This is a genomic window from Labilibacter marinus (genome assembly GCF_001659685.2).
In the GTDB taxonomy this organism is placed as follows: domain Bacteria; phylum Bacteroidota; class Bacteroidia; order Bacteroidales; family Marinilabiliaceae; genus Saccharicrinis; species Saccharicrinis marinus.
Map to the genome: position 1 here is coordinate 33,837 of NZ_LXYE02000036.1, position 24,103 is coordinate 57,939.

Here is a 24,103-nt window from a genome sequence, read left to right on the forward strand (position 1 = left end):
TTAAATTAATTAACTGTACTATTTACTTCACCATCGCTTAACCTAGTAGTAATAACATCGCCTGATTTTATCGCTTTGGTATCTTTAACCGCTTTCCCGTTAAGGTAAGTAATTGAATAGCCTTTTTTAAGAATATTTTCAGGATTTAAAAGGTCGTTGGTCTTCTCAAGAAGGTTTAACTGCGATTGCTGATGAGACAAAAGATGATTGACTCTAGTTGCTAATCGGGCAGGAATTCTCTCTAAGTCGTTTTGCTGATAACGGATAGAGCGTTCCGAAAAGTTCTTTAAATTCTGCGTAGCCAATCGAAGTCTGTTCTTTCGTGATTCTAAAAAACGATCGGATGAATTACCCAGGCTCCTAATTAGCTTATCCATTTTATTTTTTTGCACCAACAAGGCATTATTCACCAAGGGTTTAAAACGACCGGAAGCCATATCAAAAGCAGCTCTACTCTCTGCAATTATATCTCTTGTATTGGCAATTACAGCATCTTTGCAAAAGCTTAATCTATTATCGAATTCAGCTACCAGCTCTATTAAATGTTCGGCCACAGCTGTTGGTGTTTTTAGGCGAGTATGCGCTACATAATCCACCACCGTTTCGTCACGTTCATGACCAATACCAGAAAATACCGGCAAGGGAAACTGGGCTATATTATAGGCAATCCAGTAATTATCAAAACACATTAAATCGGATGTAGAACCTCCTCCACGAATAATCACCACCACATCAAATACTTCCTCGTACTCATATATTCTATCCAAAGCAGCAATCACCGATTCTTCGGTTTTGTCACCTTGCATAATGGCAGAGAAAAGCTTGGTGTAGAACTTATATCTTGCCGCATTATTATTTAACTGATTACAAAAATCCTCGTATCCTGCAGCAGTTGGCGATGAAATGACAGCAATTTTTTGTGGAACCAAGGAAACCTGTAATTCCTTGTTCATATCAATTACACCTTCCTCGCTCAATTTATTTAGTATGGCTTGCTTTTTTTGCGCCATATCGCCCAATGTATAGGTCGGATCAATATCTCTTACATTTAAACTAAACCCATATACTTCCTGAAAATCGATGCTCACTCGTAACATCACCTTCATGCCCGACTCCAGACTCTGACCTGTGGCCGACAAAAAATAAGGTTTTATAACGCGATAAGTATATGCCCAAATATTAGCACGAGATTTAGCTACTATTTGTTCGGTACTTTCGTTTTTTTCAATCAGCTCAATGTAACAATGCCCATTTCGCACCTCTCTAATCTCACTTATTTCAGCTACCACCCAATAAGTATCTGCAAACTCCGCATGTATCGTTTCTTTGACTTTTTGGTTGAGCTGCAAAAGAGATAGAGAAGTATCTGACATCAGTTATTTTTTTATGATACGTTGGGTGAAAATTCCTTGAATGCTTTTTATCTGAATCAGGTAAATCCCTTTGGGTAAATTAGTCAGACCATTAATAGTGGCTGGCAACACCAGGTTATTTTGCTGATAAACGGCCTTTCCTGTCAAATCAAAAATGCTCACTTGTTCTAGCATTTGAATTCCACTTTTACTTTGCAAGTACAATTCGTTGATAAATGGATTTGGATAGATTCGGAACTCTTCTTTAGTAATATCGCCTATAGAACTATCTATTCCTAACGCTTCTTGGAAGTTTGGAATTCCATAACCGTATGAGTTGTTGGGCTCGTTAAACAAATGACTATTCTCTTTTACAAGGTCTATTATTTCTACATTTGTTAAATCAGGAAATGCTTGCCACAAGCAGGCGGTAAACCCCGCAATAATGGGCGACGAAAAACTCGTACCATTACTATAACCTAAACTACCATCAGTCAATTGCAAAGCTACTCCTTGTCCTATGGCTGTTACATCAGGTTTCACTCTTCCATCAAACGAATAACCATAACTACTAAAGTCGGCCATTATGCTATCTGGTTTCATGGCACCAACGGCTAAAACATGCTCTCCATCTGCCGGCGAAATAATTTTACCCCAAGAATTTCGGCCTTCATTTCCAGCGCTATTAACCACAACCATACCTTTTGAAAATGCGGCCTCTGCACCTTGAACAACAATGGTGCTTTGCCCATCCATATCTTCGTAAATATAATCTTTAAAGTCGCCATCGAAAAAATAATACCCCAAGGACGAATTAATAATATCAGCTCCAATACTGTCGGCGTATTCAGCACCAATTACCCAATTATACTCTTCAATTGGATATTCCGATGCTCCATCTTCAGTTCGAACTAAATGATACGAAGCCTGTGGCGCAGCTCCTTTAAACGCTCCATCAATAAAACCTCCCATTGTAGACAGAACCATAGAGCCATGATCATTCTGCGCATAAAAGTCACTATTGACATCCACAATATCTCTTGTACTTAATATTCTATTAGCATCCCACAAATGTGTAAACGAAGACAAATCATCTGCATTTTTAAATCCAGCATCCAACACGGCAATTACCATACCTTGTCCTTCAAAATTATTTTTGTGTAGATTATGCCCTCTTAAGGTTTTTGTTTGATTCCAAGCCGTACCATATATACTCGTATATTTTAAAGAAGAGTTTTGTATAGGAACAATGGGTTCAGTAAACTTTTGAATACCTGGCTTTGTTGGCTCTACCCAAATTAACTTCGCCTCATCTACAAATGAAACACGTGCTAGGGTATCCATTAATTCCTGATTGGAAGATTCAAAAATAATGCCATTCAGCCATTTTGAAGACCATAGCACAGCACCGTCCAACTTGTTTATGCTGTCTGAATATAATGTAGTAACAGGCAAATCATGTTCTGTTATAACGATGGATTGTTTATTTCTTCTGTCAATAGCGCGATCACTTAAAAAATCTTCTGGGGCAGTAAGAGTATAGTTGTTATTGTTTTTATCGGAGAATGACACAAAGTATTTTTGTGCTATGGAGGGCGATAATACCATGCATAAAATGAATATTATATGTATTTTCTTCATCATAAAATGAATTCATTAATCCCATTTACAGAAAACTGCCCACTATTAACTATTTACTAACGATTGTTGATTTCTAATTATTAACTGCAAATTACATTCCTCTCATGTATTGATCAGGATCGTGTTTAAACTCTTCAGGGTCTTTAATATTACCTTTGTTCTTTTCGAATTCATCGAATAACTTTTGTTGCTTTTCATCGAATTCGTCCTCGTTTAATATTTTTCCTTCTTTGTAGTCAATTTTGTAGGCCACCATTCCTGATGGATTAAAAATGACCCAAGTACCTTCTTCTAATCCATTTTCGAATTTACCTTGCACCTCTAATTTTCCATCTGGAAAGAAAACAATATACTCACCTTCAATTTTTCCATCCACATAAGACGAGGTCATTTTTAACTGACCATTCTCATGATACTTTTTCCAAACACCATGCTTTATATCTTCTTTCCATTCTATTTCCTCAGCTACATTACCGCGTTTAAAAAAGTGAGAAGTTATACCATTCTTCTTTCCATCTATATAAAATTCGGTGGTATATAAAGCACCTTCTGGAGAATAAAACTGCCAAACACTATCTTTTTGAGTTTCCTTATAAAAACCTTTGGCACTCAGTTTTCCTTTCTCATCAAAGAGATCTGCTTTACCATATTGGTTTTCATCATAAATTACCACTACGCGCTTATTTCCATTAAAATAAAAACGCGTCATCTCTCCAATAGGTTTATCATCCTTAAATGTAACCGTATAAGCTGGCTTACCATTACTATACCTTCTTACCCAATATCCTTGCTTACGCCCTTGTTCATCTTTTTGGTTATGATGAGCAGGTGCTTTTTTAACTTTAGAACTTTGCTGCGATGGCACACTATTGCCAAAAACATCTGTCCCTTGCGCTTGAGCACATGTAATGGAAAAGAAAAATGATAAAACAAATAATACGAACCTCATAACGATTTTATTGATGATAATGAATGCGAGAAGCTGCTTATTTATGCTTCATTTTAATCATGAAGAATCAAAAAATAATATTAAAAACAGCTACTTGGCAAATTTAAAAGTTATCGCGACAAATCAGCATAATAATTATCAACTTTTAAATTTTAATCGAATCTTAGATAATTATACTACAGAATACTTGCCGCAGCTTTATCCATTAACCAAATCGGATTTTTTACTAGGGCTGCAGGATATTGTTTATAACCTTCTTTGGCATTAATTATTTCATCTAGCTTTTCAGCTTTGCCCTCGCCAGTAACCAAAAAGAAAATATTCTTAGCGTGGTTAATAATTCTTCCTGTTAAAGAAACACGTTTTTGTCCTGAGTCAGGATGAGTTGCCACAACACAATTGCTTGAGGCATCCCATAAATCAATCTCATAAGGAAAAACAGAAGCCGTATGTCCATCATCTCCCATACCTAAAAGCATAATGTCAAATTGAGGAATTCCATCAACCACATTTAGTTTTTGCGACAATAAATCCTCATAATGAGCACAGGCCTCTTCGGATGATAACTCACCTTTGACACGAAATACATTTTCTTCAGGGATATTAACCTTGGAAAGTAAATGGTCTACCGTCATTTTATAATTGCTTTGCTCATCGGTAGGGGGAACAATTCGCTCATCTCCCCAAAACAATAACACATTAGACCAGTTTATGATCTCAGCATATTTTGCGGCTAGCTCATCAAAGATAGCTTTGGGTGTACTTCCTCCCGAAAGAGCAATACTAACTTTATTATTCTGCTCTGTTCTTTTTTTGAGTAATTTTCCAAAATATGAAGCAAGTTCTTGTTTGGAGTTAAATATTTCAATGTTCATGTTGTTTATTATTATTTGGTGGGATTTCAGCACAAAATTCAATTATCATTGCGCCGATTTATATCTCAGTATACCTAGGGCGATGCACTAGGTTCTTTCTTTTGCCCCTTTAGGGCCTTTATTTATTATCGGAATACCCTTATCTTTTGTACTTTTTACAACTCACAGTAATTGCCATCATTGGCCAAATTCTTACAAGGGTAACGCCAAGTTAGGTGTGGTTCTTCAATTAAATCATCTGCCACATCGGGTCCCCAAGTACCTGCTGGGTAGCCATGCACTTTAATTTGGTCATTATTCTTCCAGGCTTCTTGAATGGGTTTCACAAACTCCCAAGCAGCCTTAACCGCATCTCCCCTTGAGTACAAGGTAGAATCACCCAACATACAATCGTGTAATAAGCGCTCGTATGCACTTGGTAAGTAGGTATCTGCTAATTCAGAATAATGGAAATCCATATTTACATTCTGCACGTTAAAACCCGCTCCTGGAACTTTCATACCAAACTTAAGCAACAAACCTTCATCAGGTTGAATTCGAATAACCAGCTGATTTTGCTGCTGAGCAATGGCCGAATTACTGGCAAACAAGTGATGTGGCGTTGGTTTAAAGTGAATAACCACTTCGGTTACTCGGGTAGGCAACATTTTACCTGTACGAATATAAAATGGCACTCCGCCCCATCGCATATTATCAATAAAAAACTTCATGGCTACGTAGGTTTCTGTGCGTGATTCTGGATTTACTCCATTCTCTTCGCGATAACCATTTACAGCTTGTCCTTTTACAGTAGAGCCTACATACTGGCCCCTTATCACATATTTTTCCACATCCTCTTCTTTAATAGGACGAAGAGACTGAAGCACCTTAACTATTTCGTTACGAATGCTGTTTGAATTTATCAATGCAGGAGGCTCCATACCCACTAACCCTGCCAATAACAATAAGTGATTCTGAACCATATCGCGCAAAGCACCTGATCCTTCGTAGTATCCACCTCGATTACCCACGCCAATGCTTTCAGAAGAAGTTATCTCTACATGACTCACATAATTACGATTCCAAAGTGGTTCGTAAATGGCATTAGAAAAACGAGTAACCAATAAGTTTTGAACCGTTTCTTTACCTAAGTAATGGTCAATTCGATACAGCTGCTCTTCATCAAAATCCTTCAACAAACTCTCGTTAAGCTTATTGGCCGTTTCTAAATCGTAACCAAAAGGTTTTTCAACAATTAATCTTCTAAAACCATCTTCTTCACTACTCAAACCATGCTTGGCCAAATGACAAGGAATAACCGTATACATACTTGGCGGTGTGGCCAAATAAAAGATAAAGTTTTTGTCGGTTCCTAATTGACTATCTAAAGTAAATAGCTTGTCTTTTAAACCCGCATACTCCTCTTCGGCTTTGGTATTAAACGCGTGATAATATAGTTTGTCTAAAAACTGATTTACCTTTTCTGTTACTGAAGCATCCTTTTTATTTAAAGCAAACTTCTCGATGCCCTCCTTCATCTTTTCTCTAAAGGCCTCATCCGATAAGGCTGTTCTTCCCAAACCCAGAATAGCAAACTTCTCTGGTAAAACATTCTGGTCGTATAGGTCAAAAACTGCTGGCACAAGCTTGCGATAGGTTAAATCGCCTGATGCGCCAAAAATAACAAGTATATGGTTCTTAGGTATCTTCATGATTCTATCTTTCTATCAGGATAATATAAACTCAGGGTTTTAATAGTTTAAACCCTTAAAACATTCCTTTTCTAACAAACCAATGGCTGAAAGGTTGAACAAAAAGCTATCATTATTCAAGGAATTAAGGGCTAAAGTTAAGCAACTATACCCGAACTATAAGATGTAATAGTAGTAAATACCCTACTTAATTAAAAGGTTAATAAAGTATTATTTATTTCTATTGGCAAAATGCTTGGAATCACCCCATTCGCCCAAGCCTACTTCTCTATCTGCTAATTCAATGCGCATACTCAAGCAGTTACCGCAATCCTCAGCACCCTCATCTGTACAAGGTTTATTTTCGTACAGCTGATAATCTTTACGATGAAGCGTAGGTGTTATATTAGGCATAATTACATTGGCTCCAATTCGTAAAGCTTTTTCCCGCCCCATAGGATCAATGGCTTGTAAAGCTGTTGCTGCTGCAATATTAATATCTTTCATTACAATACGTAAAATAGCAATCATATTTAAAGTCACAGAAAACCTTGTTTTAATAGGCCACAAAACATTACGGTGCTCATACAATGGCGTATCCTGATGCTCTATATAAGGCCCCATGCCGCACATATCAATATCAAAATCCTTCATAAATAAGATATCTCTGGCAAGGTCCTCAAAAGTTTGCCAAGGCAATCCAACCATCACACCTGTTCCCGTTTGATACCCTACTTTCTTGAGGTTTTTCAGACAACTCAGACGGCTTTCAAAATCATGTTCGTCGTTATTTGGATGTATTTGGTTATACAATACTTTATTAGAAGATTCAATTCGCAACAAATACCTGTGTGCTCCACTCTCAAACCATTTTTTATAGGTTTCTTCACTTTGTTCACCTAAGGAGATAGTGATGCCCAACTCACCATTGGTTTCCTTTTTAATTCTTTTTAGTAGCAGGTCTACTCTTTCGATAAAATGCTCATCGCTTCGCTCACCCGCTTGCAAAACCATAGAGGCATAGTTATTTTCGTGCGCAAATTTAGCCGCCTCAATAACATGTTCGTCTTCCAGATTATATCGTTCAACATCCTTATTATCTTTACGGATACCGCAGTACAAACAATTCTTAGAACACACATTAGAAAACTCCACCAAACCTCTATAAAACACTTTCTTTCCAACATAATTCAATTGAATATCCTGCGCTTTTTTAAACAACATTTTTTGCTCTTCGCCTTCTGTTTTAAGCAAAATAACAATATCGTTAAATTCTAATGTCTCTTTATCAAGTATAGTTTGAATGTCTTGCATTATCCCTGTTTGTTATATCCTCTTTTAAGTATTCTGATGCAAAAATAGAAAAATACACCCGAATATAAACTGCTATTTCTCCATACCTATCAATTTCAACCATATCATTACCATATTCAAGTCTAGCTTCCTTATTTGTAGTCCTGACTTATTTCATTGTTATCCCCCATTAAAATGATGAATTTTGAACATCAATCGTATATGTAAATAAATATCCTGATATGATTAACGAACAGTTGATTAATCCACAAAGTATTGTAGTTGTTGGTGGCTCTGATGATTTACAAAAACCTGGAGGTAAAATACTTCATAATATTTTAGAGTGCTATAGAGGCGAAATCTTTGTATCTAACCCTAAACAAGAAATGGTTCAGGGCGTTAAATCATATCACACCATTAGTGATTTACCTATAGATATTGATTTAGCTGTTATTGCGATAGCTGCAAAGCTTTGTCCTGCCGTTGTTAAGTCATTAGCTAAAGAAAAAAATACCAAAGCATTTATTATTATCTCAGCTGGTTTTGGAGAGGAAAATGAAGCAGGTGCTCAATACGAAAAAGAGATTGTAGAAACGATTGATGAAGTTGGTGGATGCTTAATTGGTCCTAATTGCGTTGGACTTATTAACGCTAACCATCATAGTATCTTTACGGAACCCATTCCAATGCTCGACCCCAATGGTGCCGATTTTATTTCTGGCTCTGGGGCAACCGCTGTATTTATTTTAGAAACGGGAGTAGCTTTAGGTTTAAAGTTTAATAGTATATTTTCTGTTGGTAATAGTGCACAAACAGGTGTAGAGGAAGTTTTGGCATATTTAGATGAAACTTACGACCCAGATAAAAGCTCCAAAATTAAGCTACTTTATATAGAAAGCATTAAAGATCCTGACAAACTATTGCATCATGCTAATTCTTTGGTTAATAAAGGATGTAAAATAGCTGCCATTAAATCAGGAACTTCGGAGGCTGGTATGAGAGCAGCTTCTAGCCACACAGGTGCTATGGCTAGTTCTAATACGGCTGTAAATGCCCTGTTTAAAAAGGCTGGTATTATACGTTGCTACGGCAGATTAGAGTTAGCCACCGTAGCTGCTGTGTTTATGGCCAAAGAGCTTAAGGGTGATAATATGGCCGTTATTACTCATGCAGGTGGGCCAGCCGTTATGCTTACTGATTCACTTTCGCAGGGAGGCATTAATATACCTACCATAGAAGGAACGAAAGCTCAAGTACTACAAAGTAAATTATTTGAAGGCTCTAGTGTTGCTAACCCAATTGATTTTTTGGCTACAGGAACAGCTGAACAATTAGGTGACATTATTGATGCATGCGAAAAAGACTTTGATCACATTGATGCGATGGCCGTTATCTTTGGAAGTCCTGGTTTGTTTCCTGTGCGTGAGGTTTATGATGTACTTCACGAAAAAATGAGAACTTGTAAAAAACCCATATATCCTATATTACCCTCTGTGGTAAATGCCGATGATGATATTAAATATTTTTTATCGCGAGGCAACATTAATTTTCCTGATGAAGTAATGCTGGGTCATGCTTTAACTAAAGTGCACAACGCCATACAGCCTGCAAAGGAATCCATTCAAATGAAAGGGGTGGATATTCCCGCTATTAGAAAAATGATTGCAGGTTTTGGAGATGGTTATTTAAAACCAAATCAAGTTCAAGAGCTTTTTGCCGCTGCCAACATTCCTATGGTTTCGGAACTATTGATAAAAACTGAAAAAGAACTTACGGCCCCTATTGAATCAATAGATTTCCCTGTTGTTATGAAGGTAGTAGGGCCTATTCACAAGTCTGATGTTGGTGGAGTATCACTTAATATTAACGGACCAATATTTCTGAAAAGCGAGTTCAAGCGAATGAGCAAGATAGAAGGTTTTGAAGGGGTTATCATTCAGCCAATGCTTAGTGGAACAGAATTGTTTATTGGAGCTAAGTACGAACCTAAATTTGGACATGTTATTTTATGTGGTTTGGGTGGTATTTTTGTGGAAGTATTGAAAGATGTATCTGCAGGCTTGGCTCCATTATCGCAAGAAGAGGCCTTAAATATGATATCGGAACTAAATGGAAAGAAAATTTTGGAAGGCATCCGTGGTCAAGAAGGTGTTGACATAGATACTTTTGCTTCTATCATTGTTCGTTTATCTACTATGTTGCGTTTTGCGGTTGAAATAAAAGAGCTCGACATTAATCCTTTACTCGGTGCCAAAGACAAAATTATTGCCGTTGATGCTAGAGTTCGTATAGAGAAGTAACAGTAAAGAGGTTGTTCTGCCTTTGGAAGACAACGCGCAGCAGGGAGTTTTAAATATTGGAATTAATGGAGCATCCTCTATCAATCCGCCGAAAATAACTTGTTAAACTTTTTAGGAGGATTGACTTCTACCTTCAAGGTTTTGTTGGTAAATGGATGAGTAAATTCCAGCGAATGGGAATGAAGATAAAGGCCTTTTCCTTGCAGCACCTGTCCTTCTTTACCGTATTCAGCATCTCCTAAAATAGGATTACCTATGGATTGCATATGAATGCGCAATTGGTGTCTTCTACCCGTAAAAAGAGTTAACTCTACTAAATTTAAAAATCCAAATCGTTCGGACGTAACCGCATTAAGCAAACGATAAGATGATTTCGCATTTTTTCCATCAACATCTAATTCCACCATACCACTTTCTTCCTGCTTCCCAACTGTTATCGCTACATATTTTTTGGTAATAGAACGTTCTTCAAATACTTTATTTAAAGCTAAAACTGCTTGTTTAGTTTTTCCTATCAATAAAGCTCCACTTGTTGGATAATCCAATCTATGTATAGGCTCTGGCCGTTGCAATGCATCAGTCTCTTGACTAAGCAGCAGATTGCTTGATAATGCATTTTCTAATGTTCTATGCTTATTACCACTCACCAATAAGCCTGCAGGTTTATTTACAACCGCTAAATATTCATCCTCATAACACACTTCAATCTCTAAATTTAATTGAGGTACATTTTTCTTTTCTTCACCTTGCATCAACTCGATATGTTCTCCTCCAGCAATATAATCTCCACTATATCCTCGTTGGCCATTCACCCAAACCAAACCGTTCTTCACTGCTTTTTTAGTCGATTTATTTGAAACGAGAGATACAAAGCGTCCCAGAACAAAATCCGAAAGTCTAACTTTATTCTCTTGTTTTTCTGCAACGATACTTTCTAACACTTTGTGCTTTTCCAACATATTTTACCTTATACCATAAAGCTCAAAGTTATTGTTATTCCTTAATATGATACCACAAAACCTTATTCTAAAAACAAAAAACAACTAAGTTTGTCCCTATTAAAATGGTCTCTATAAAAAACAGAGGATAAAATATGAATGACAATTTATCTAAAACAGTTTCCATATTAGGTTGTGGATGGCTAGGTCTTGCTTTGGCAGAATCCCTTGTAAAAAAAGGACATAACGTAAAAGGTTCTGCTCATACTCCTGAACATTTAGAACCTATTTTGAACCTTGGAGCTAAACCTTATCAGATTGGTTTTACTCCTGAATTAAATAAGGATGCGGACATTTCATTTTTTGAAAGTGAAATCTTAATTTCGTGCATACCTCCGCGAAGAAGAAATGACATAGCTACTTATTACCCCCAACAAATAGAAGCATTAGCAAAAGCGGCCATTACAAATGGTGTAAAAAAAATAATATTTATCAGTAGCACATCGGTTTACCCCAACACCCAATCTTCTGTAAACGAAGAAAATACACTTCCTCCTGAAAAAGAAAGTGGGAAAGCCCTTATTTTAGCTGAAAACCTACTGTTACAAAATAACTCGTTTGAAACTACAGTAATTCGGTTTGGAGGATTAATTGGTTACGATCGTCATCCAGGTAGATTTTTAGCAGGCGGAAAGGCTTTAAAAAATGGAAATGTACCAGTGAATTTAATTCATAGAGATGATTGTATTGGCATTATCGAGTCCATTATAAGCAAAGATATTTGGCAAGAAACCTTTAATGCTTGCGCTCCTGAACATCCCACCCGTAAAGAGTTTTATACACTGGCTGCTCAAAAAGCAGGATTATCGGAACCTGAATTTATTTCATCCACCGAAAATAATTACAAACTAATTGACATACAGAAACTAAAGAACAAGCTACAGTATCAGTTTATATATAACAACCCATTGGAAACTATTTAAAACTATTGCTAGCTAAAGTAAAACAACTACTTTTGCCGCATCTTAATCCTAAAATTTCCGAATAAATGCAAAAGCACAGATTATATGTAGTTGGTGCTGGACCTGGAGATCCAGACCTATTAACAGTAAAAGCTCATAGAGTTTTACTGCAAGCCGATGTTGTGTTGCACGATGCTTTATTGGGACAGGAAATTTTAGATATGCTACCTAAAAGGTGCGAGTTAGTCTACGTTGGAAAAACGTACAAAGACAAACAAAGTCAGGAAGAGCGAATGGTTAGAATAAACCATTTAATGAGAGACTTGTACGAAAAAGGAAAGAAAGTGGTGCGATTAAAAACAGGTGACCCTTTAATTTTTGGACGTGGCATTGAAGAGATTCGTTTTTTAAGAGAAACTAAAATTGATTATGAGCTAGTACCTGGCATCACGGCAGGCTTGGCAGCAGCTAACAATTGTCAAATACCTATTACAGAGCGTTCCATCAACCGAACTTTATTATTCTGCACAGGCACAACTTTAGATGGAGACTTAAAACAGTTCGATGCCATATCTACGATGATTACCTTAGGAACTCCTGTAATGATTTATATGGGTTTAAACAATCTGGATGTAATTATCGAAAAGATGATTAACAATGGGGTTTCTCCTCAAACATCTATTTGTGCAGTATCAAAAGTGTCGTATCCTGATGAGAAAATGCTATTTGGCAACTTAGAAAACTTTTCCACTAAGCTAAAAGAAACTCCTTTAGCTATGCCTACTGTTATTATAATTGGACAGAATATTGACCCAGTTATTGAGGATATAGATCAATTAGCGAATCATGACATATCATAATTCGCTAAATCACTAAAGATTATTGGATTTATTTATGCTTCAACAAATACAAACTCTGAATCAATTAAGGCACTAAAATCTTCTCCAGCTTCAAGCATATCTAAATCATCTTTATCGTAAACCCATTTAACACTTAGTTTTTTATCTTTTGACAGGTGCTCATTCATTCGTTTCAGCATTTGAAACAAATATTTTGAAGCTCGTGTATTCATATACTCAAGCTTAAGCGCCAGTTTAGTAACCAAAGCTGGTTTAGACATATACGCCTCTAACCATTTTAACAAAGGATTAAAAAAAGCATCACAATCTAATGGCAATAATACACCATTCATTTCAAGCTCTCCATTACCACAATTAAATTTAACTTCAGGAGTAGTTTCTGTAGAGTTGAGCACTAAATTGTCAGTTAAAGTCATGGGTTCTAGTTTTTATTTAATCAGATGCAAAAGTACTGCACTATAAACATAAAACATATCAAATAAATCTATTTTAACTTTTTGTTTAGTTTATTATAATATAACTAATAGTTAAAACAACAATTAATTCGCTTTCATATCAGTATATACACGAAAGAAGAGGGATTTCATCTTACTATACGTAAGATGTTAAATAAGGTTTAAATAAACCCCTTAGACATGAGATATATCAGTAACATTACCAGTACAATATTAGTTATTAACCGACTACCTTGATTCAACAAAACAATCCTCACAGCTTCTTTTGCAGGAAAAATACTCATTGCAGCAGGTAAGCTTCGTCGTATACTTCGGATAGGAAGAGAAATGGCATTACCTGTTAGCAAAGCCAACAAAACCTGAGAATTTTGTAGCTCTCCACTTCTTATGAAACCAGCACCCACAGTTGCCGCACTAAGTATTCCTCCCAACATTGTTCCTACAACAGCCAAAGCCTGGCTAGGGTAATAAGAGCGATATGACTCAAAAGGAATAAGATTATCAGAAATTTCTAAAACACCTACCTTACTTAAAAAAGAAAAATATAAAAACATAGGTATCGACACAATCGTAATTCTCTTTGATATTCTGATGGTTTTCTTAGTCACCTTCTTTAAACTCTTCTTCCAAGTCTCTTTTTCTTTGACTTCTTGCTCCATAGATTTAACTTCGGCATACTCTCTTTTTTTTCCATTGAACCTAGCTATCAATAAAGCTATAATCACCACTAATAAACCAATCCCAATTAATAAGCCAAAATACCAAACAGCTACAATTCCTAAAGCAGCCAATGTTGGATAAATAATTTTAAGATTATGATATATGTAGGTCATAAATGAAGTACACATAGCACTTACTCTAAGCTGAAGGCTATTTAATCTACCATCCTCAAAAGCAGAAACAAGCATACTATTGGCACTCACCATAGAGAAAAATGAGGTCAATAATGCTGCTGCGGAAACAGCTGGTAGATGTGCCCACCGAGTAACGGGTAACGCAAATATCTTCACTAAGCCCGTCCAATTACGTTCTTCTATTAAATTCCCCAGAAAACTAGCAATAATAGTAGTTACAATAATCTGCAAAGCTAAATTCATTTGAGACATTAGCCACTCTACCGAAGGAAGGTAAATGTACATGGTAACTGCCATTACAATTAAAATAGCGTACCATATATAAGACTTGGTTTTTGATTTCTTCTTTTTTACTCTGCTCATTTGCTCGCAAAATAAGTTAATTAGAACTCACCATCCAACAATATTTTCTTTTAAATAGGAAGAGAAACTTTAGTTATGAGAAATGTTATTGTTTTTGTGCAGATAAAGTTGGAATTTTGATTGTATCAGACAGAAACTTTCGCAAATCAAAAATCTTATCAATGAATAAAATCGGAATTTTTTACGGCCCTAAAAAAGGAAGTGTAAGTAAAATAGCCCAAATAATGCATAACGAATTAGGTGAATCCAGAGCCGACCTTCATGCTATAAAAGATTGCCCTGTGCAAACACTTAATAATTACGACAAATTAATATTTGGAATCTCTACGCTGGGAAGAACAACCTGGGATTCGGAACATGATGACGATGATTGGGATGTGTTTTTTCCAAATTTAGATAAGGTTAATTGGACAGGCAAAAAAGTGGCTATCTACGGACTTGGAGACCAAATTAATTACTCCGACCATTTTGTGGATGCCATTGGCTGGTTATTCGAAAAACTCATTACGCTAAAAGTTGAGGTAGTCGGCTTTGTTTCTCCAGATGAATTTGATTTTAATGATTCTGAGGCATTTATCGATGGTAACTTTGTTGGCCTTCCTTTAGATGAAGATAACGAACCAGAGAAATCAGAACAACGTGTAAAAAAATGGCTAGTGGAACTCGAAAAGGAAGGGTTTTAAGCTAAAGAGGATAATCCTCACCAACAACACGCCTCTTTCCTTTATTGTTGAACCTTATAATCTTAATTGTCATGAAAACAACGGCCAACACCATTATCAGCGAGACAATCGTAAAACAAGCAATTAAGGAACAAAGCATCAATGATTTGGGAAAAGCGACTATTCGAGAGGTGGTTAATATTGTCAATAAAATTGAGGAACGCAGCAAAACGAAGTTCATCAGAATGGAAATGGGCGTTCCGAGTTTACCACCATCACAAGTGGGTGTTCAAGGCGAAATAGAAGCTCTAAAAAAAGGAGTGGCTTCAAAATACCCTATGCTCGAAGGTGTAAAACCTTTTAAGCAGGAAGCCAGTCGTTTTGTAAAAGCTTTTATGGATATTGATATAGCCCCAGCTGGATGTATACCAACGGTAGGCTCTATGCAAGGAGGCTATGCAGCCTTTATGGCCATCAAAAACATCAACCCCGATAAGGATACCTTTCTTTTTATTGACCCAGGCTTTCCGGTGCAAAAACAGCAACTTAATGTTTTAGGGTATAAATACGAAACATTTGATGTTTATCATCACAGAGGGGAAGCTTTAAGGGAGAAGCTGGAAAGTTATCTTTGGAACAATAATATTTGTGGCATTATATATTCGAACCCCAATAATCCTACCTGGATTTGCTTTCATGAGGACGAACTACAAATTATTGGAGAGCTCGCCGCCAAGTACGAAGCTACAGTAATAGAGGATTTGGCATACTTTGCTATGGATTTTAGAACCGACCTATCTGTTCCGTTCAAAGCCCCATTTCAGCCAACTGTTGCTAAATACACCAACAACTATATTCTTTTAATATCTAGCTCAAAGACTTTTAGCTATGCAGGACAACGTATTGGAACCATGTGTATTTCCAACGAACTATTCAACCGTTATTTTGAATCGTTAAAATTAAGGTTTGGCAAAGGAAAATTTGGCCATGTTATTATTGGAAGAATATTATATTCATTATCTTCGGGCTCCAGTCACTCGGCTCAGTATGCTATTGCAGCAATTTACAAAGCGGCATGTGAAGGGAAATATCATTTTTTAGAAGAGGTAAAAGAATACGGTACTAGGGCAAAATTAATGAAGAGCTTATTTGTAAAATATGGCTTTTCAATTGTTTACGACAAAGATATTGATGAACCCATAGCCGACGGTTTTTATTTTACAATAGCTTATCCAGGTTTATCTGGAGGACAATTACTCGAAAAGTTATTACATTACGGAGTAAGTGCTATTGCATTAAAAAATACAGGTAGCGAAATAGAAGGGTTAAGGGCTTGTGTTTCGCAAACAGAACAAAGCAGATTTGCTGAGTTGGAAGATCGATTAAAAAGATTTCAGCAAAGTTGCTAACTGCACTGCGCAAAAAGGGAAAAATAGTAGTAAATGTATTGAAAAAATGCCATACAATTGGAGATGTACAATGTTGCACAGCACCTGTTTGTGCCCTGCAATAAATCAGGATTTTTGTATGATCACCATCATAAGTATAAATGGCATATTTGTATAAATTGCGATTAAATTATAAAAACGTTCAAGATTATGGCTAGAGCTAAAGGAGCGATTGTTGTTGATACTGTACAATGCAAAGGATGTGGCGTTTGCGTATCAGCTTGTCCTACGCAGGTAATTAAATTAGCAGATGCAGTTAATGGTAAAGGTTACCATTATGCGTACATGGAAAATCCAGATGCTTGCATTGGTTGTACGAGTTGTGGAATTGTTTGTCCTGACACATGTATTACTGTTTATAGAGCTAAGCCGGTTACTGTTTAGTGAATAATTAATTAAAGAATTTTATTGCATCAACCTCTAACACAAGACTCTCGTCGTTCACTGGTTAAGCAATAATACAAAGAATAAATTTTAGCAAATGAGAGAACTAAAATTAATGAAAGGTAATGAGGCAATTGCCCATGCTGCTATCCGTTGTGGTGCGGATGGTTACTTTGGCTATCCTATTACTCCCCAATCAGAAGTAATGGAAACCCTCATGGCTGAGAGACCTTGGGAATCGACCGGCATGGTCGTTCTACAAGCCGAAAGCGAAATAGCATCTATTAACATGGTGTATGGTGGTGCAGGATGTGGAAAAAGAGTATTAACCTCTTCATCTAGCCCCGGAGTAAGTTTAATGCAGGAAGGATTAACTTATTTAGCAGGTTCTGAACTTCCTTGTGTTATTGTTAATGTTGTAAGAGGTGGTCCAGGACTTGGCACCATACAACCGGCTCAATCCGATTACTTTCAATCAGTAAAAGGTGGTGGACATGGCGATTACAAATTAATTACTCTTGCTCCTGCCTCTGTTCAAGAAATGGCTGACTTTGTTGAGTTGTCTTTCGACTTAGCCTTTAAATACAGAAATCCAGTTATGATACTCTCAGATGGTGCTATTGGCCAGATGATGGAAAAAGTAGAGTTGGACGAATTTAAGCCACGCTGGACAGATGAATATATAGAGCAGAATCACAAGTGGGCAACCATGGGAAAGAAGAAAGGCGACGAAAGAAGCGTAATCACTTCCGTTCAGCTTGATGCTAGTGTGCAAGAAGATTTCAATCATAAATTACAAGCAAAATATCGTGAGGTTGAGGAAAATGAAGTGAGATTTGAAAAAATCATGTGTGACGATGCAGACTATATTTTTGTTGCCTATGGCTCAAGTGCCCGTATATGTCAAAAATCTATTGAAATAGCGCGCGCCAAAGGCATCAAAGTCGGTATGCTTCGCCCTATCACACTATATCCTTTCCCTGTAAAGGAATTACAAGAACTTGCTAAACAGGTAAAAGGTATGTTATCTGTTGAATTAAGTGCAGGCCAAATGGTTGAAGACGTAAGATTAGCGGTTAACGGTAAAGTTCCTGTTGAGCATTACGGTCGTTTTGGTGGCATTATGCACTCACCTGGAGAAGTTGTTGAGGCGTTGGAACAAAAAATTATAGGAGAATAAGCAATGGCAGATACAAATACAATCATATCACCCGAAAATCTTGTTTATAAAAAAACAGATGTTCTTTTAGATAATGTAATGCACTATTGCCCTGGTTGTACCCACGGAACTGTGCACAAATTAATTGCTGAAGTTATTGATGAAATGGGTATTCAGGAAACTACCATTGGTATTGCTCCTGTAGGATGTGCTGTTTTAGCATACAACTACCTAGACATCGATTGGCAAGAAGCTGCGCATGGCAGAGCACCTGCATTAGCTACAGCTGTTAAAAGATTATTACCTAATAAAAACGTATTCTCATACCAAGGTGACGGTGACTTAGCCGCCATTGGAACGGCTGAAACAATACACGCATGTAACAGAGGCGAAAACATTGTAATGGTATTTATCAATAATGGCATATATGGTATGACTGGAGGTCAGATGGCTCCAACTACCTTACCTGGAATGCCTGCATCTACCTGTCCTGCAGGGCGTGATACAAGCCATGATGGAATGCCAATTAAGATCTCTGAATTATTAGCGCAACTACCAGGAACTTGTTATGTTACTCGTCAATCTGCTCACACAGCAGCAAATGTTCGCAAAACTAAAAAAGCCCTACGTAAAGCTTTCGAGAATCAACAAGCCAACAAAGGAACATCTTTGGTTGAAGTTGTTTCTACTTGTAGTTCGGGATGGAAAATGTCACCCGTACAAGCCAACAAATGGATGGAGGAGCATATGTTTGCTTATTATCCACTTGGCGATATGAAAGATGAATAGTTTTCGTAGAAACCTTAAATGATTTAAAAATGACGGAAGAAATAATTATAGCTGGTTTTGGTGGTCAAGGCGTACTTTCAATGGGTAAAATTTTAGCTTACTCAGGTGTAATGCAAGAAATGGAGGTTAGTTGGATGCCATCATACGGACCTGAAATGCGAGGAGGCACTGCCAATGTAACTGTTATCCTTAGTGACAAGAGGATTAGTTCTCCTATCTTACACGAATTTGACACTGCCATCATACTTAACCAACAATCTATGGATAAGTTTGAGGAGCAAGTTAAACCAGGTGGCACATTAATATATGATGGCAATGGGATTAGTCATCATCCAACCCGCAAGGATATCACTATTTTTAGAGTTGATGCTACGGAAGAAGCAGCACGAATGAGATCTATAAAAACTTTTAATATGATTGTATTAGGAGGACTCTTAAAAGTTAAGCCAGTGGTAAAAATGGAAAATGTAATTGAAGGACTTAAAAAATCCCTACCTGAACGACATCATCATTTAATTCCGATGAACGAAAAAGCAATTACTAGAGGTATGGAAATTGTAAATACTGTAGAGGTATAAAAACACCAAATATTTTTATAAGCCAGTTTTCTTTTTTGAAGACTGGCTTTTTTATGCCTCCAAGTGAGCCATACTTTAGTAAACTTCTATTTTCGAAGCAAATACACCTGTCTACAAAAACCATCATCAATCCCAATAAACATAGGCCATAAAGACTTGCTAAAATAAACTTACAATAGATTTAAATTATTTTTTACTTTTCTATTGCAGGAAACATTTTTTTTCTATCTTTGCATCGCTTTTAACAAAAAGCACTAAGGATGGTCCCGTAGCTCAGCTGGATAGAGCATCTCCCTTCTAAGGAGAGGGTCTCAGGTTCGAATCCTGACGGGATCACTTTAAAGCCGATAAACAACTGATTTATCGGCTTTCTAATTTCTATTACTTTCCTAGTTTCATGGAAAAGCTAAAGGTATAAGGTTTTACTGGAACCAAATATGCCTGTAGCGGTGGCGGACCACAGCTGGCGTTTCCTAAGCCCAGCATTTGAGCGTCAATACATAAAATGGTTTCTTTACGCTTTTTAAGGTATTCTGGACGGATGGCTTTGTCTAAGTCGCTAGCATCATAATGCAATGCAGAGAAAACAAAAGAAGAATCCGATTCAATTTTAATGGACGGCTTTTTACTGTTCTTAAAACCAAGCTCAAGCCATCGAATATCGGAACGTGCACCATTTTCCTGAGGCATTAAATAAGGCGTAAATAAATCGTTGGCATTGGACTGATAAATTCCCAAGAAGGCCGACTCATTTCTATCGGGATAGTTTTCGTGTGGACCACGACCATACCAACTCACCTCTTCTAATCCTTCCTTAAGCCCTAATTTAAGACCAACACGTGGTAGTGAAGTTATATCATCAAAGCCAGTTGGCGTAACTACATTATCCATTTTAACACTTCCATTCCCACTAATTTCATACACACATTCATGTTTAAAACTTCCTGAATCGGAACTGAATTCCTTGATGGTTTTAATGCGCACAAGAGTCTGCTCTATTTGCTTTGCCTCTACCAAAACGGTTTTTTCCGTTAATTGATTTAATGCTCCCGCTCTCCAACTTTTGCTATAAAACTTTTTATCATTTTCTATTGGCGAACGATATACATTGAGCGATGGCCCGGATATATCGCCAAGCTGTGCCAGTAACTCTTTTTTATTGGATAACATGGATGTGATAATACCTGTTGATTTATCCATACTCAATTTAAAACCTTTTCCTGCTACAGTAATGGTATTGGTAGATTCCAATAAATCTACTTTGCCACTCGCTTTAGCCTTGGGAGCTACCCAGTTTTGCAATACAATTTCCTCTTTAGCTACCTCATGGCCTGCCTTAGCCCAAATATTAGCTTCTTTCAGCTTATAACTGAAATGAAGGGCATATTCTGCCGTAGCATCTAATTGCGGTAAGGCTAACTCAAACTTTCCCGTTTTTCCAGGCTGTAGCTGAAGAACAGGAATACTCCCCTCCTTCATTTCCTTTCCATTTTTAAGTAAGCTCCACGTTCCTTCTAACTCACTTAAATTTATAAAGCTGTATTTGTTTTTAATATGAAATAGATTACTCTGCTTTTCATCGGCATCAATACTTATATACTGTTGTGCTTTTTTCACCTCAAACATAGATGGCTTAATGCTTCTATCAGCAAAAATAACCCCTTTGGCACACGCTGCTCCAGGGCGCTCCATATTAGAAAAATCCGAATCAATTTGAAGACTATCGATGGGGTGATAATCTATGCGATGGCTTTCTCTTTGGCTACCATCAGGCATTTCTTCATAATATGTTTGGTTAACCCAATCCCAAATATAACCACCCACAAACGATGGATTATCTTCAACAACTCTCCAGTATTCGGCAAAATTACCTAGCGAATTTCCCTGAGCATGGGCGTACTCAATCATGATGTATGGCTTTTTGTATTTTGGCTCGGCCCAAAAGCTCAACAATTTCCAATGTTTTTGACTGGCCTCGTCCTCAATATATGGGTACATCGAACTGTTTAAATCGAAATAGTCCTTCACATCCCAACAATCGGTTTCTCTGCCATCATACGATATCAGGCGCGTAGGGTCGAAACGGCGAATATAATCACTCATTAAAGCAAAATTTTTCCCATAACCCGACTCGTTGCCCAAAGACCAAAATATGATGGAAGGGTGATTCTTTGAACGTTCTACCATAGCCACCGCTCTATCTAAAGCTGCAGCCATCCAGCCAATATCACTACCTGGCAAACCATTATTACGAATAAAATAATCAGGCGACTCCAAAGCCTCATCCATCACGTAAAGTCCATACTTATCGCACAAAGCATACCATCGTGGGTCGTTGGGGTGATGACTGGAACGTACCGCATTATAATTGTTTTGCTTCATCAATAAAATATCCTGAATCATGGATTCTTCAGATAAGGTCTTTCCTGTTTCAGGATGAGATTCTCCACGATTAGCACCTTTAAACTTAATAGGCTTTCCATTCACGTGCACCTGTAAGTCTTTCATTTCAATTTCGCGGAAACCGAAAGGACTTTGGGTTACTTCTATCACATTGTTTTTGGCATCGCGTAAGGTTAATACCACTGTGTATAAGTTAGGATATTCTGCAGACCACAGTTTTGGAGATTCTAGTGTAGTTGTATATTCCAAAATACTCTCCGCACCCAAGTTGCCCATTCTCCATCCTAGTTTTGGGCTTTTAGCTCCAGACTCCGAAACAAGTTTTCCGGCCTCATCGTAAACATCAACATTTACCTTATAGCCCTTAGGAACAGAATCGCTATTGTTATAAATTTTGATTTCCGCCTTTAGTTCAGCGTCTTTATAATCCTCATCTAAATTAGATGTTAAAAAGAAATCTTTGATTTGTACATTCGGACGACTTTGTAAAAATACATCCCTAAAGATACCACTGAACGTCCATGTATCGCCCGACTCAAAATAACTCCCGGTTGTCCAACGATATACTTGAACCGCCATGGTATTCTTACCATCTTTTAAGTAAGAAGTAATATCAAAAACAGAGCTGGTCATAGCATCTTCGTCGTAGCCCACCATCTCTCCATTAATCCAAAGGTAAAAAGCACTTGATACCCCATTAAAATGAAGCAGTGTTTGACGATCTTTCCAATCGGTAGGAACTTCAAAAGTAGTTCTATAACTTCCTACATGGTTATCATCTTGGGGCACTGCAGGTATCTTAATTTTTTCGGCCTTAACCAGCATACCAAGTCCACGATGCGAAGGAACACCATAGCCATGTCGTTCCCAACATGCTGGCACAGGAATCGTTTCCCAGCCATCCACACTAAACGACGGTTCATGAAAACCTTCGGGCTTATCGACAACTGTTTCTGCCCAATTAAATTTCCAATCACCATTTAGGCTTTTAAAATAAGGCGACTCCTTATAATCCCCCTCTAAAGCAGAAGCTTTATCTGCAAAGATATGATGAGTACAAGCATGTGGCTCTGTACCTACGGTGTATACTTGCTTGTCTTTCCAAAACTCTTGCGCAGAAGTATTTTGTATTATCAGCACCATCTGCAATGAGACAATAATAAAACTTAAAATATTTTTTTTATACATGATAAAATGTTTCTCTGTGTTATAAATTTAGTAATGAGATACAGCGTTTAAAAAGGAGCTTTTAATTGTCAGATTCCGCTAACTTATACGTGCGCACCCAATCTACATACATGGTATTTTTTGAGTTATCGTTGAGCTTTTCGGGCAGAGGAAGTCCAATTTTGGCTACCCCTGCGGTCGCAAATGGAAAAACCTCTGTATCAAAAATCATTTTCAGGTTTTCCGTTAATGGAACCCTTGGAATAACCTCCATCACTTTTTCATTGTTATGGTAAAATTCCAGCTTTTTACCATCGGCATGCCACATTAAGCCATAGGTATGAAATTCGTCTCGGCCGCGCGTAGGCATTTGCCATCCTTTACCCAATCGCTTTATGCCTTTATGTTTTCCGTAATAATGGGTATTTACATGATATTCATAAGGCAAATCAGCATCTCTTTTGTCGTTAGATGGATCACCAATATGTTCTATTACATCAATTTCGCTATAATCTCCCACTCTAAACCAAAATGATGAAGTCATAGATAGGGAAGAAGCCTTAAACCTTGCTTCGTAATAATAACCCGGTTTGGCACTTCTTTCTTTTGAAACACAAGCCGCAGAGTTTACCCAAATATCCTTGAACTTATCATCTACAGTATTTGGATCCTTCTTTAATGTTGAACGCAATAATAGTTGGTTGTTCTCAACAAAAGCATTTCCTTTTTTAAACTGGCTTGGAGCACGTCCATCCCAATTGGGGTGATAATCGTACCACTTTGAAGCATCTAAAGAGTCGCCATCAAATTCATCGGTCAGCTCTTCAACAGCTACCCATTTAAAACCCTTAGGCGGATCAGGTGGCCCAGCTAACAATTGCGTACTACAAAATAAAGTTGTGCTTAACACTGCCAGCACTACTCTGTGAATTAAAAAATTACTATTCATATTTCTATTTTTATTCTTCTTTAGGATGTTGACTATCATGCCAGAAAATTTA

20 protein-coding genes and 1 tRNA gene are annotated in these 24,103 nt (G+C 37.2%); 10 read left to right on the forward strand and 11 right to left on the reverse strand.

Translation table 11 applies throughout. From position 1 onward, the window contains the following. Nucleotides 1-5 precede the first annotated feature (5 nt). The 6 genes from xseA to hydE form a co-directional block, all read right to left on the reverse strand. Nucleotides 6-1,373 carry an exodeoxyribonuclease VII large subunit gene (gene xseA / locus A8L32_RS15210; protein ID WP_066631635.1) on the reverse strand — a complete coding sequence of 456 codons (1,368 nt, stop codon included), beginning with the start codon at nucleotides 1,371-1,373 and terminating at the stop codon, nucleotides 6-8. 3 nt (nucleotides 1,374-1,376) lie between these two features. Next, the gene (locus A8L32_RS15215; RefSeq protein WP_083631364.1) at nucleotides 1,377-2,996 is read right to left on the reverse strand and encodes a S8 family serine peptidase; all 1,620 of its coding nucleotides are present in this window, start codon (nucleotides 2,994-2,996) and stop codon (nucleotides 1,377-1,379) included. 88 nt (nucleotides 2,997-3,084) lie between these two features. Beyond that, nucleotides 3,085-3,942 carry a toxin-antitoxin system YwqK family antitoxin gene (locus tag A8L32_RS15220; protein ID WP_066631639.1) on the reverse strand — a complete coding sequence of 286 codons (858 nt, stop codon included), beginning with the start codon at nucleotides 3,940-3,942 and terminating at the stop codon, nucleotides 3,085-3,087. Nucleotides 3,943-4,118: 176 nt separating this feature from the next. Next, nucleotides 4,119-4,817 carry a 6-phosphogluconolactonase gene (gene pgl / locus A8L32_RS15225; RefSeq protein ID WP_066631641.1) on the reverse strand — a complete coding sequence of 233 codons (699 nt, stop codon included), beginning with the start codon at nucleotides 4,815-4,817 and terminating at the stop codon, nucleotides 4,119-4,121. Between the two features lie 155 nt (nucleotides 4,818-4,972). Continuing rightward, the gene (zwf, locus tag A8L32_RS15230; RefSeq protein ID WP_066631643.1) at nucleotides 4,973-6,508 is read right to left on the reverse strand and encodes a glucose-6-phosphate dehydrogenase; all 1,536 of its coding nucleotides are present in this window, start codon (nucleotides 6,506-6,508) and stop codon (nucleotides 4,973-4,975) included. Nucleotides 6,509-6,718: 210 nt separating this feature from the next. After that, the gene (hydE, locus tag A8L32_RS15235) at nucleotides 6,719-7,801 is read right to left on the reverse strand and encodes a [FeFe] hydrogenase H-cluster radical SAM maturase HydE (protein ID WP_066631648.1); all 1,083 of its coding nucleotides are present in this window, start codon (nucleotides 7,799-7,801) and stop codon (nucleotides 6,719-6,721) included. A gap of 221 nt (nucleotides 7,802-8,022) precedes the next feature. Here hydE and A8L32_RS15240 point away from each other — a divergent pair, with 221 nt between their 5' ends. Beyond that, nucleotides 8,023-10,080: an acetate--CoA ligase family protein gene (locus A8L32_RS15240; RefSeq protein ID WP_066631649.1), complete on the forward strand. Its 2,058-nt coding sequence runs from the start codon at nucleotides 8,023-8,025 to the stop codon at nucleotides 10,078-10,080. A gap of 80 nt (nucleotides 10,081-10,160) precedes the next feature. Here A8L32_RS15240 and A8L32_RS15245 read toward each other — a convergent pair whose 3' ends face one another. Next, nucleotides 10,161-11,039 (reverse strand): RluA family pseudouridine synthase, encoded by an 879-nt coding sequence (locus tag A8L32_RS15245; protein WP_066631650.1) that lies wholly within the window; start codon nucleotides 11,037-11,039, stop codon nucleotides 10,161-10,163. A 134-nt stretch (nucleotides 11,040-11,173) separates the two neighbouring features. Between A8L32_RS15245 and A8L32_RS15250 the strand changes: the two genes are divergently transcribed. Together A8L32_RS15250 and cobA are read left to right on the forward strand one after the other, a co-directional pair. Then, the gene (locus tag A8L32_RS15250) at nucleotides 11,174-12,001 is read left to right on the forward strand and encodes an SDR family oxidoreductase (RefSeq protein WP_066631651.1); all 828 of its coding nucleotides are present in this window, start codon (nucleotides 11,174-11,176) and stop codon (nucleotides 11,999-12,001) included. Between the two features lie 65 nt (nucleotides 12,002-12,066). Further along, the gene (cobA, locus tag A8L32_RS15255; protein WP_066631652.1) at nucleotides 12,067-12,840 is read left to right on the forward strand and encodes a uroporphyrinogen-III C-methyltransferase; all 774 of its coding nucleotides are present in this window, start codon (nucleotides 12,067-12,069) and stop codon (nucleotides 12,838-12,840) included. A 32-nt stretch (nucleotides 12,841-12,872) separates the two neighbouring features. Here cobA and A8L32_RS15260 read toward each other — a convergent pair whose 3' ends face one another. Together A8L32_RS15260 and A8L32_RS15265 are read right to left on the reverse strand one after the other, a co-directional pair. Then, nucleotides 12,873-13,256: a DUF1987 domain-containing protein gene (locus tag A8L32_RS15260; RefSeq protein WP_066631653.1), complete on the reverse strand. Its 384-nt coding sequence runs from the start codon at nucleotides 13,254-13,256 to the stop codon at nucleotides 12,873-12,875. A gap of 200 nt (nucleotides 13,257-13,456) precedes the next feature. Beyond that, nucleotides 13,457-14,512, reverse strand: a complete 1,056-nt coding sequence (locus A8L32_RS15265; protein WP_066631654.1) for a hypothetical protein — start codon at nucleotides 14,510-14,512, stop codon at nucleotides 13,457-13,459. A gap of 161 nt (nucleotides 14,513-14,673) precedes the next feature. Between A8L32_RS15265 and A8L32_RS15270 the strand changes: the two genes are divergently transcribed. The 7 genes from A8L32_RS15270 to A8L32_RS15300 all read left to right on the forward strand — a co-directional run bounded on the left by A8L32_RS15270 (nucleotide 14,674) and on the right by A8L32_RS15300 (nucleotide 19,868). Continuing rightward, a complete protein-coding gene (locus A8L32_RS15270; RefSeq protein WP_066631655.1) occupies nucleotides 14,674-15,195 on the forward strand; it encodes a flavodoxin in 522 nt (173 codons plus the stop codon). Nucleotides 15,196-15,266: 71 nt separating this feature from the next. Continuing rightward, on the forward strand, nucleotides 15,267-16,583 hold the full coding sequence (locus A8L32_RS15275) for an aminotransferase class I/II-fold pyridoxal phosphate-dependent enzyme (protein WP_066631656.1): 1,317 nt from the start codon (nucleotides 15,267-15,269) through the stop codon (nucleotides 16,581-16,583). Between the two features lie 189 nt (nucleotides 16,584-16,772). After that, nucleotides 16,773-17,006, forward strand: coding sequence for a 4Fe-4S dicluster domain-containing protein (locus A8L32_RS15280; protein ID WP_066631657.1), 234 nt, complete (start codon nucleotides 16,773-16,775; stop codon nucleotides 17,004-17,006). Nucleotides 17,007-17,121: 115 nt separating this feature from the next. Next, complete coding sequence (locus A8L32_RS15285; protein WP_198931795.1) at nucleotides 17,122-18,186, forward strand: 3-methyl-2-oxobutanoate dehydrogenase subunit VorB; 1,065 nt, start codon at nucleotides 17,122-17,124, stop codon at nucleotides 18,184-18,186. A 3-nt stretch (nucleotides 18,187-18,189) separates the two neighbouring features. Beyond that, nucleotides 18,190-18,954 (forward strand): thiamine pyrophosphate-dependent enzyme, encoded by a 765-nt coding sequence (locus tag A8L32_RS15290; RefSeq protein WP_066631662.1) that lies wholly within the window; start codon nucleotides 18,190-18,192, stop codon nucleotides 18,952-18,954. 29 nt (nucleotides 18,955-18,983) lie between these two features. Next, entirely contained in the window at nucleotides 18,984-19,532 is a 549-nt protein-coding gene (locus A8L32_RS15295) for a 2-oxoacid:acceptor oxidoreductase family protein (RefSeq protein ID WP_066631663.1), read from the forward strand. Nucleotides 19,533-19,794: 262 nt separating this feature from the next. After that, a tRNA-Arg gene (locus A8L32_RS15300) sits at nucleotides 19,795-19,868 on the forward strand. A gap of 45 nt (nucleotides 19,869-19,913) precedes the next feature. On the opposite strand, the gene A8L32_RS15305 is transcribed toward A8L32_RS15300, so the two are convergent. Continuing rightward, complete coding sequence (locus A8L32_RS15305; protein ID WP_066631664.1) at nucleotides 19,914-23,123, reverse strand: glycoside hydrolase family 2 TIM barrel-domain containing protein; 3,210 nt, start codon at nucleotides 23,121-23,123, stop codon at nucleotides 19,914-19,916. 61 nt (nucleotides 23,124-23,184) lie between these two features. Next, the gene (locus A8L32_RS15310; RefSeq protein ID WP_075590928.1) at nucleotides 23,185-24,051 is read right to left on the reverse strand and encodes a family 16 glycosylhydrolase; all 867 of its coding nucleotides are present in this window, start codon (nucleotides 24,049-24,051) and stop codon (nucleotides 23,185-23,187) included. Nucleotides 24,052-24,103 lie beyond the last annotated feature (52 nt).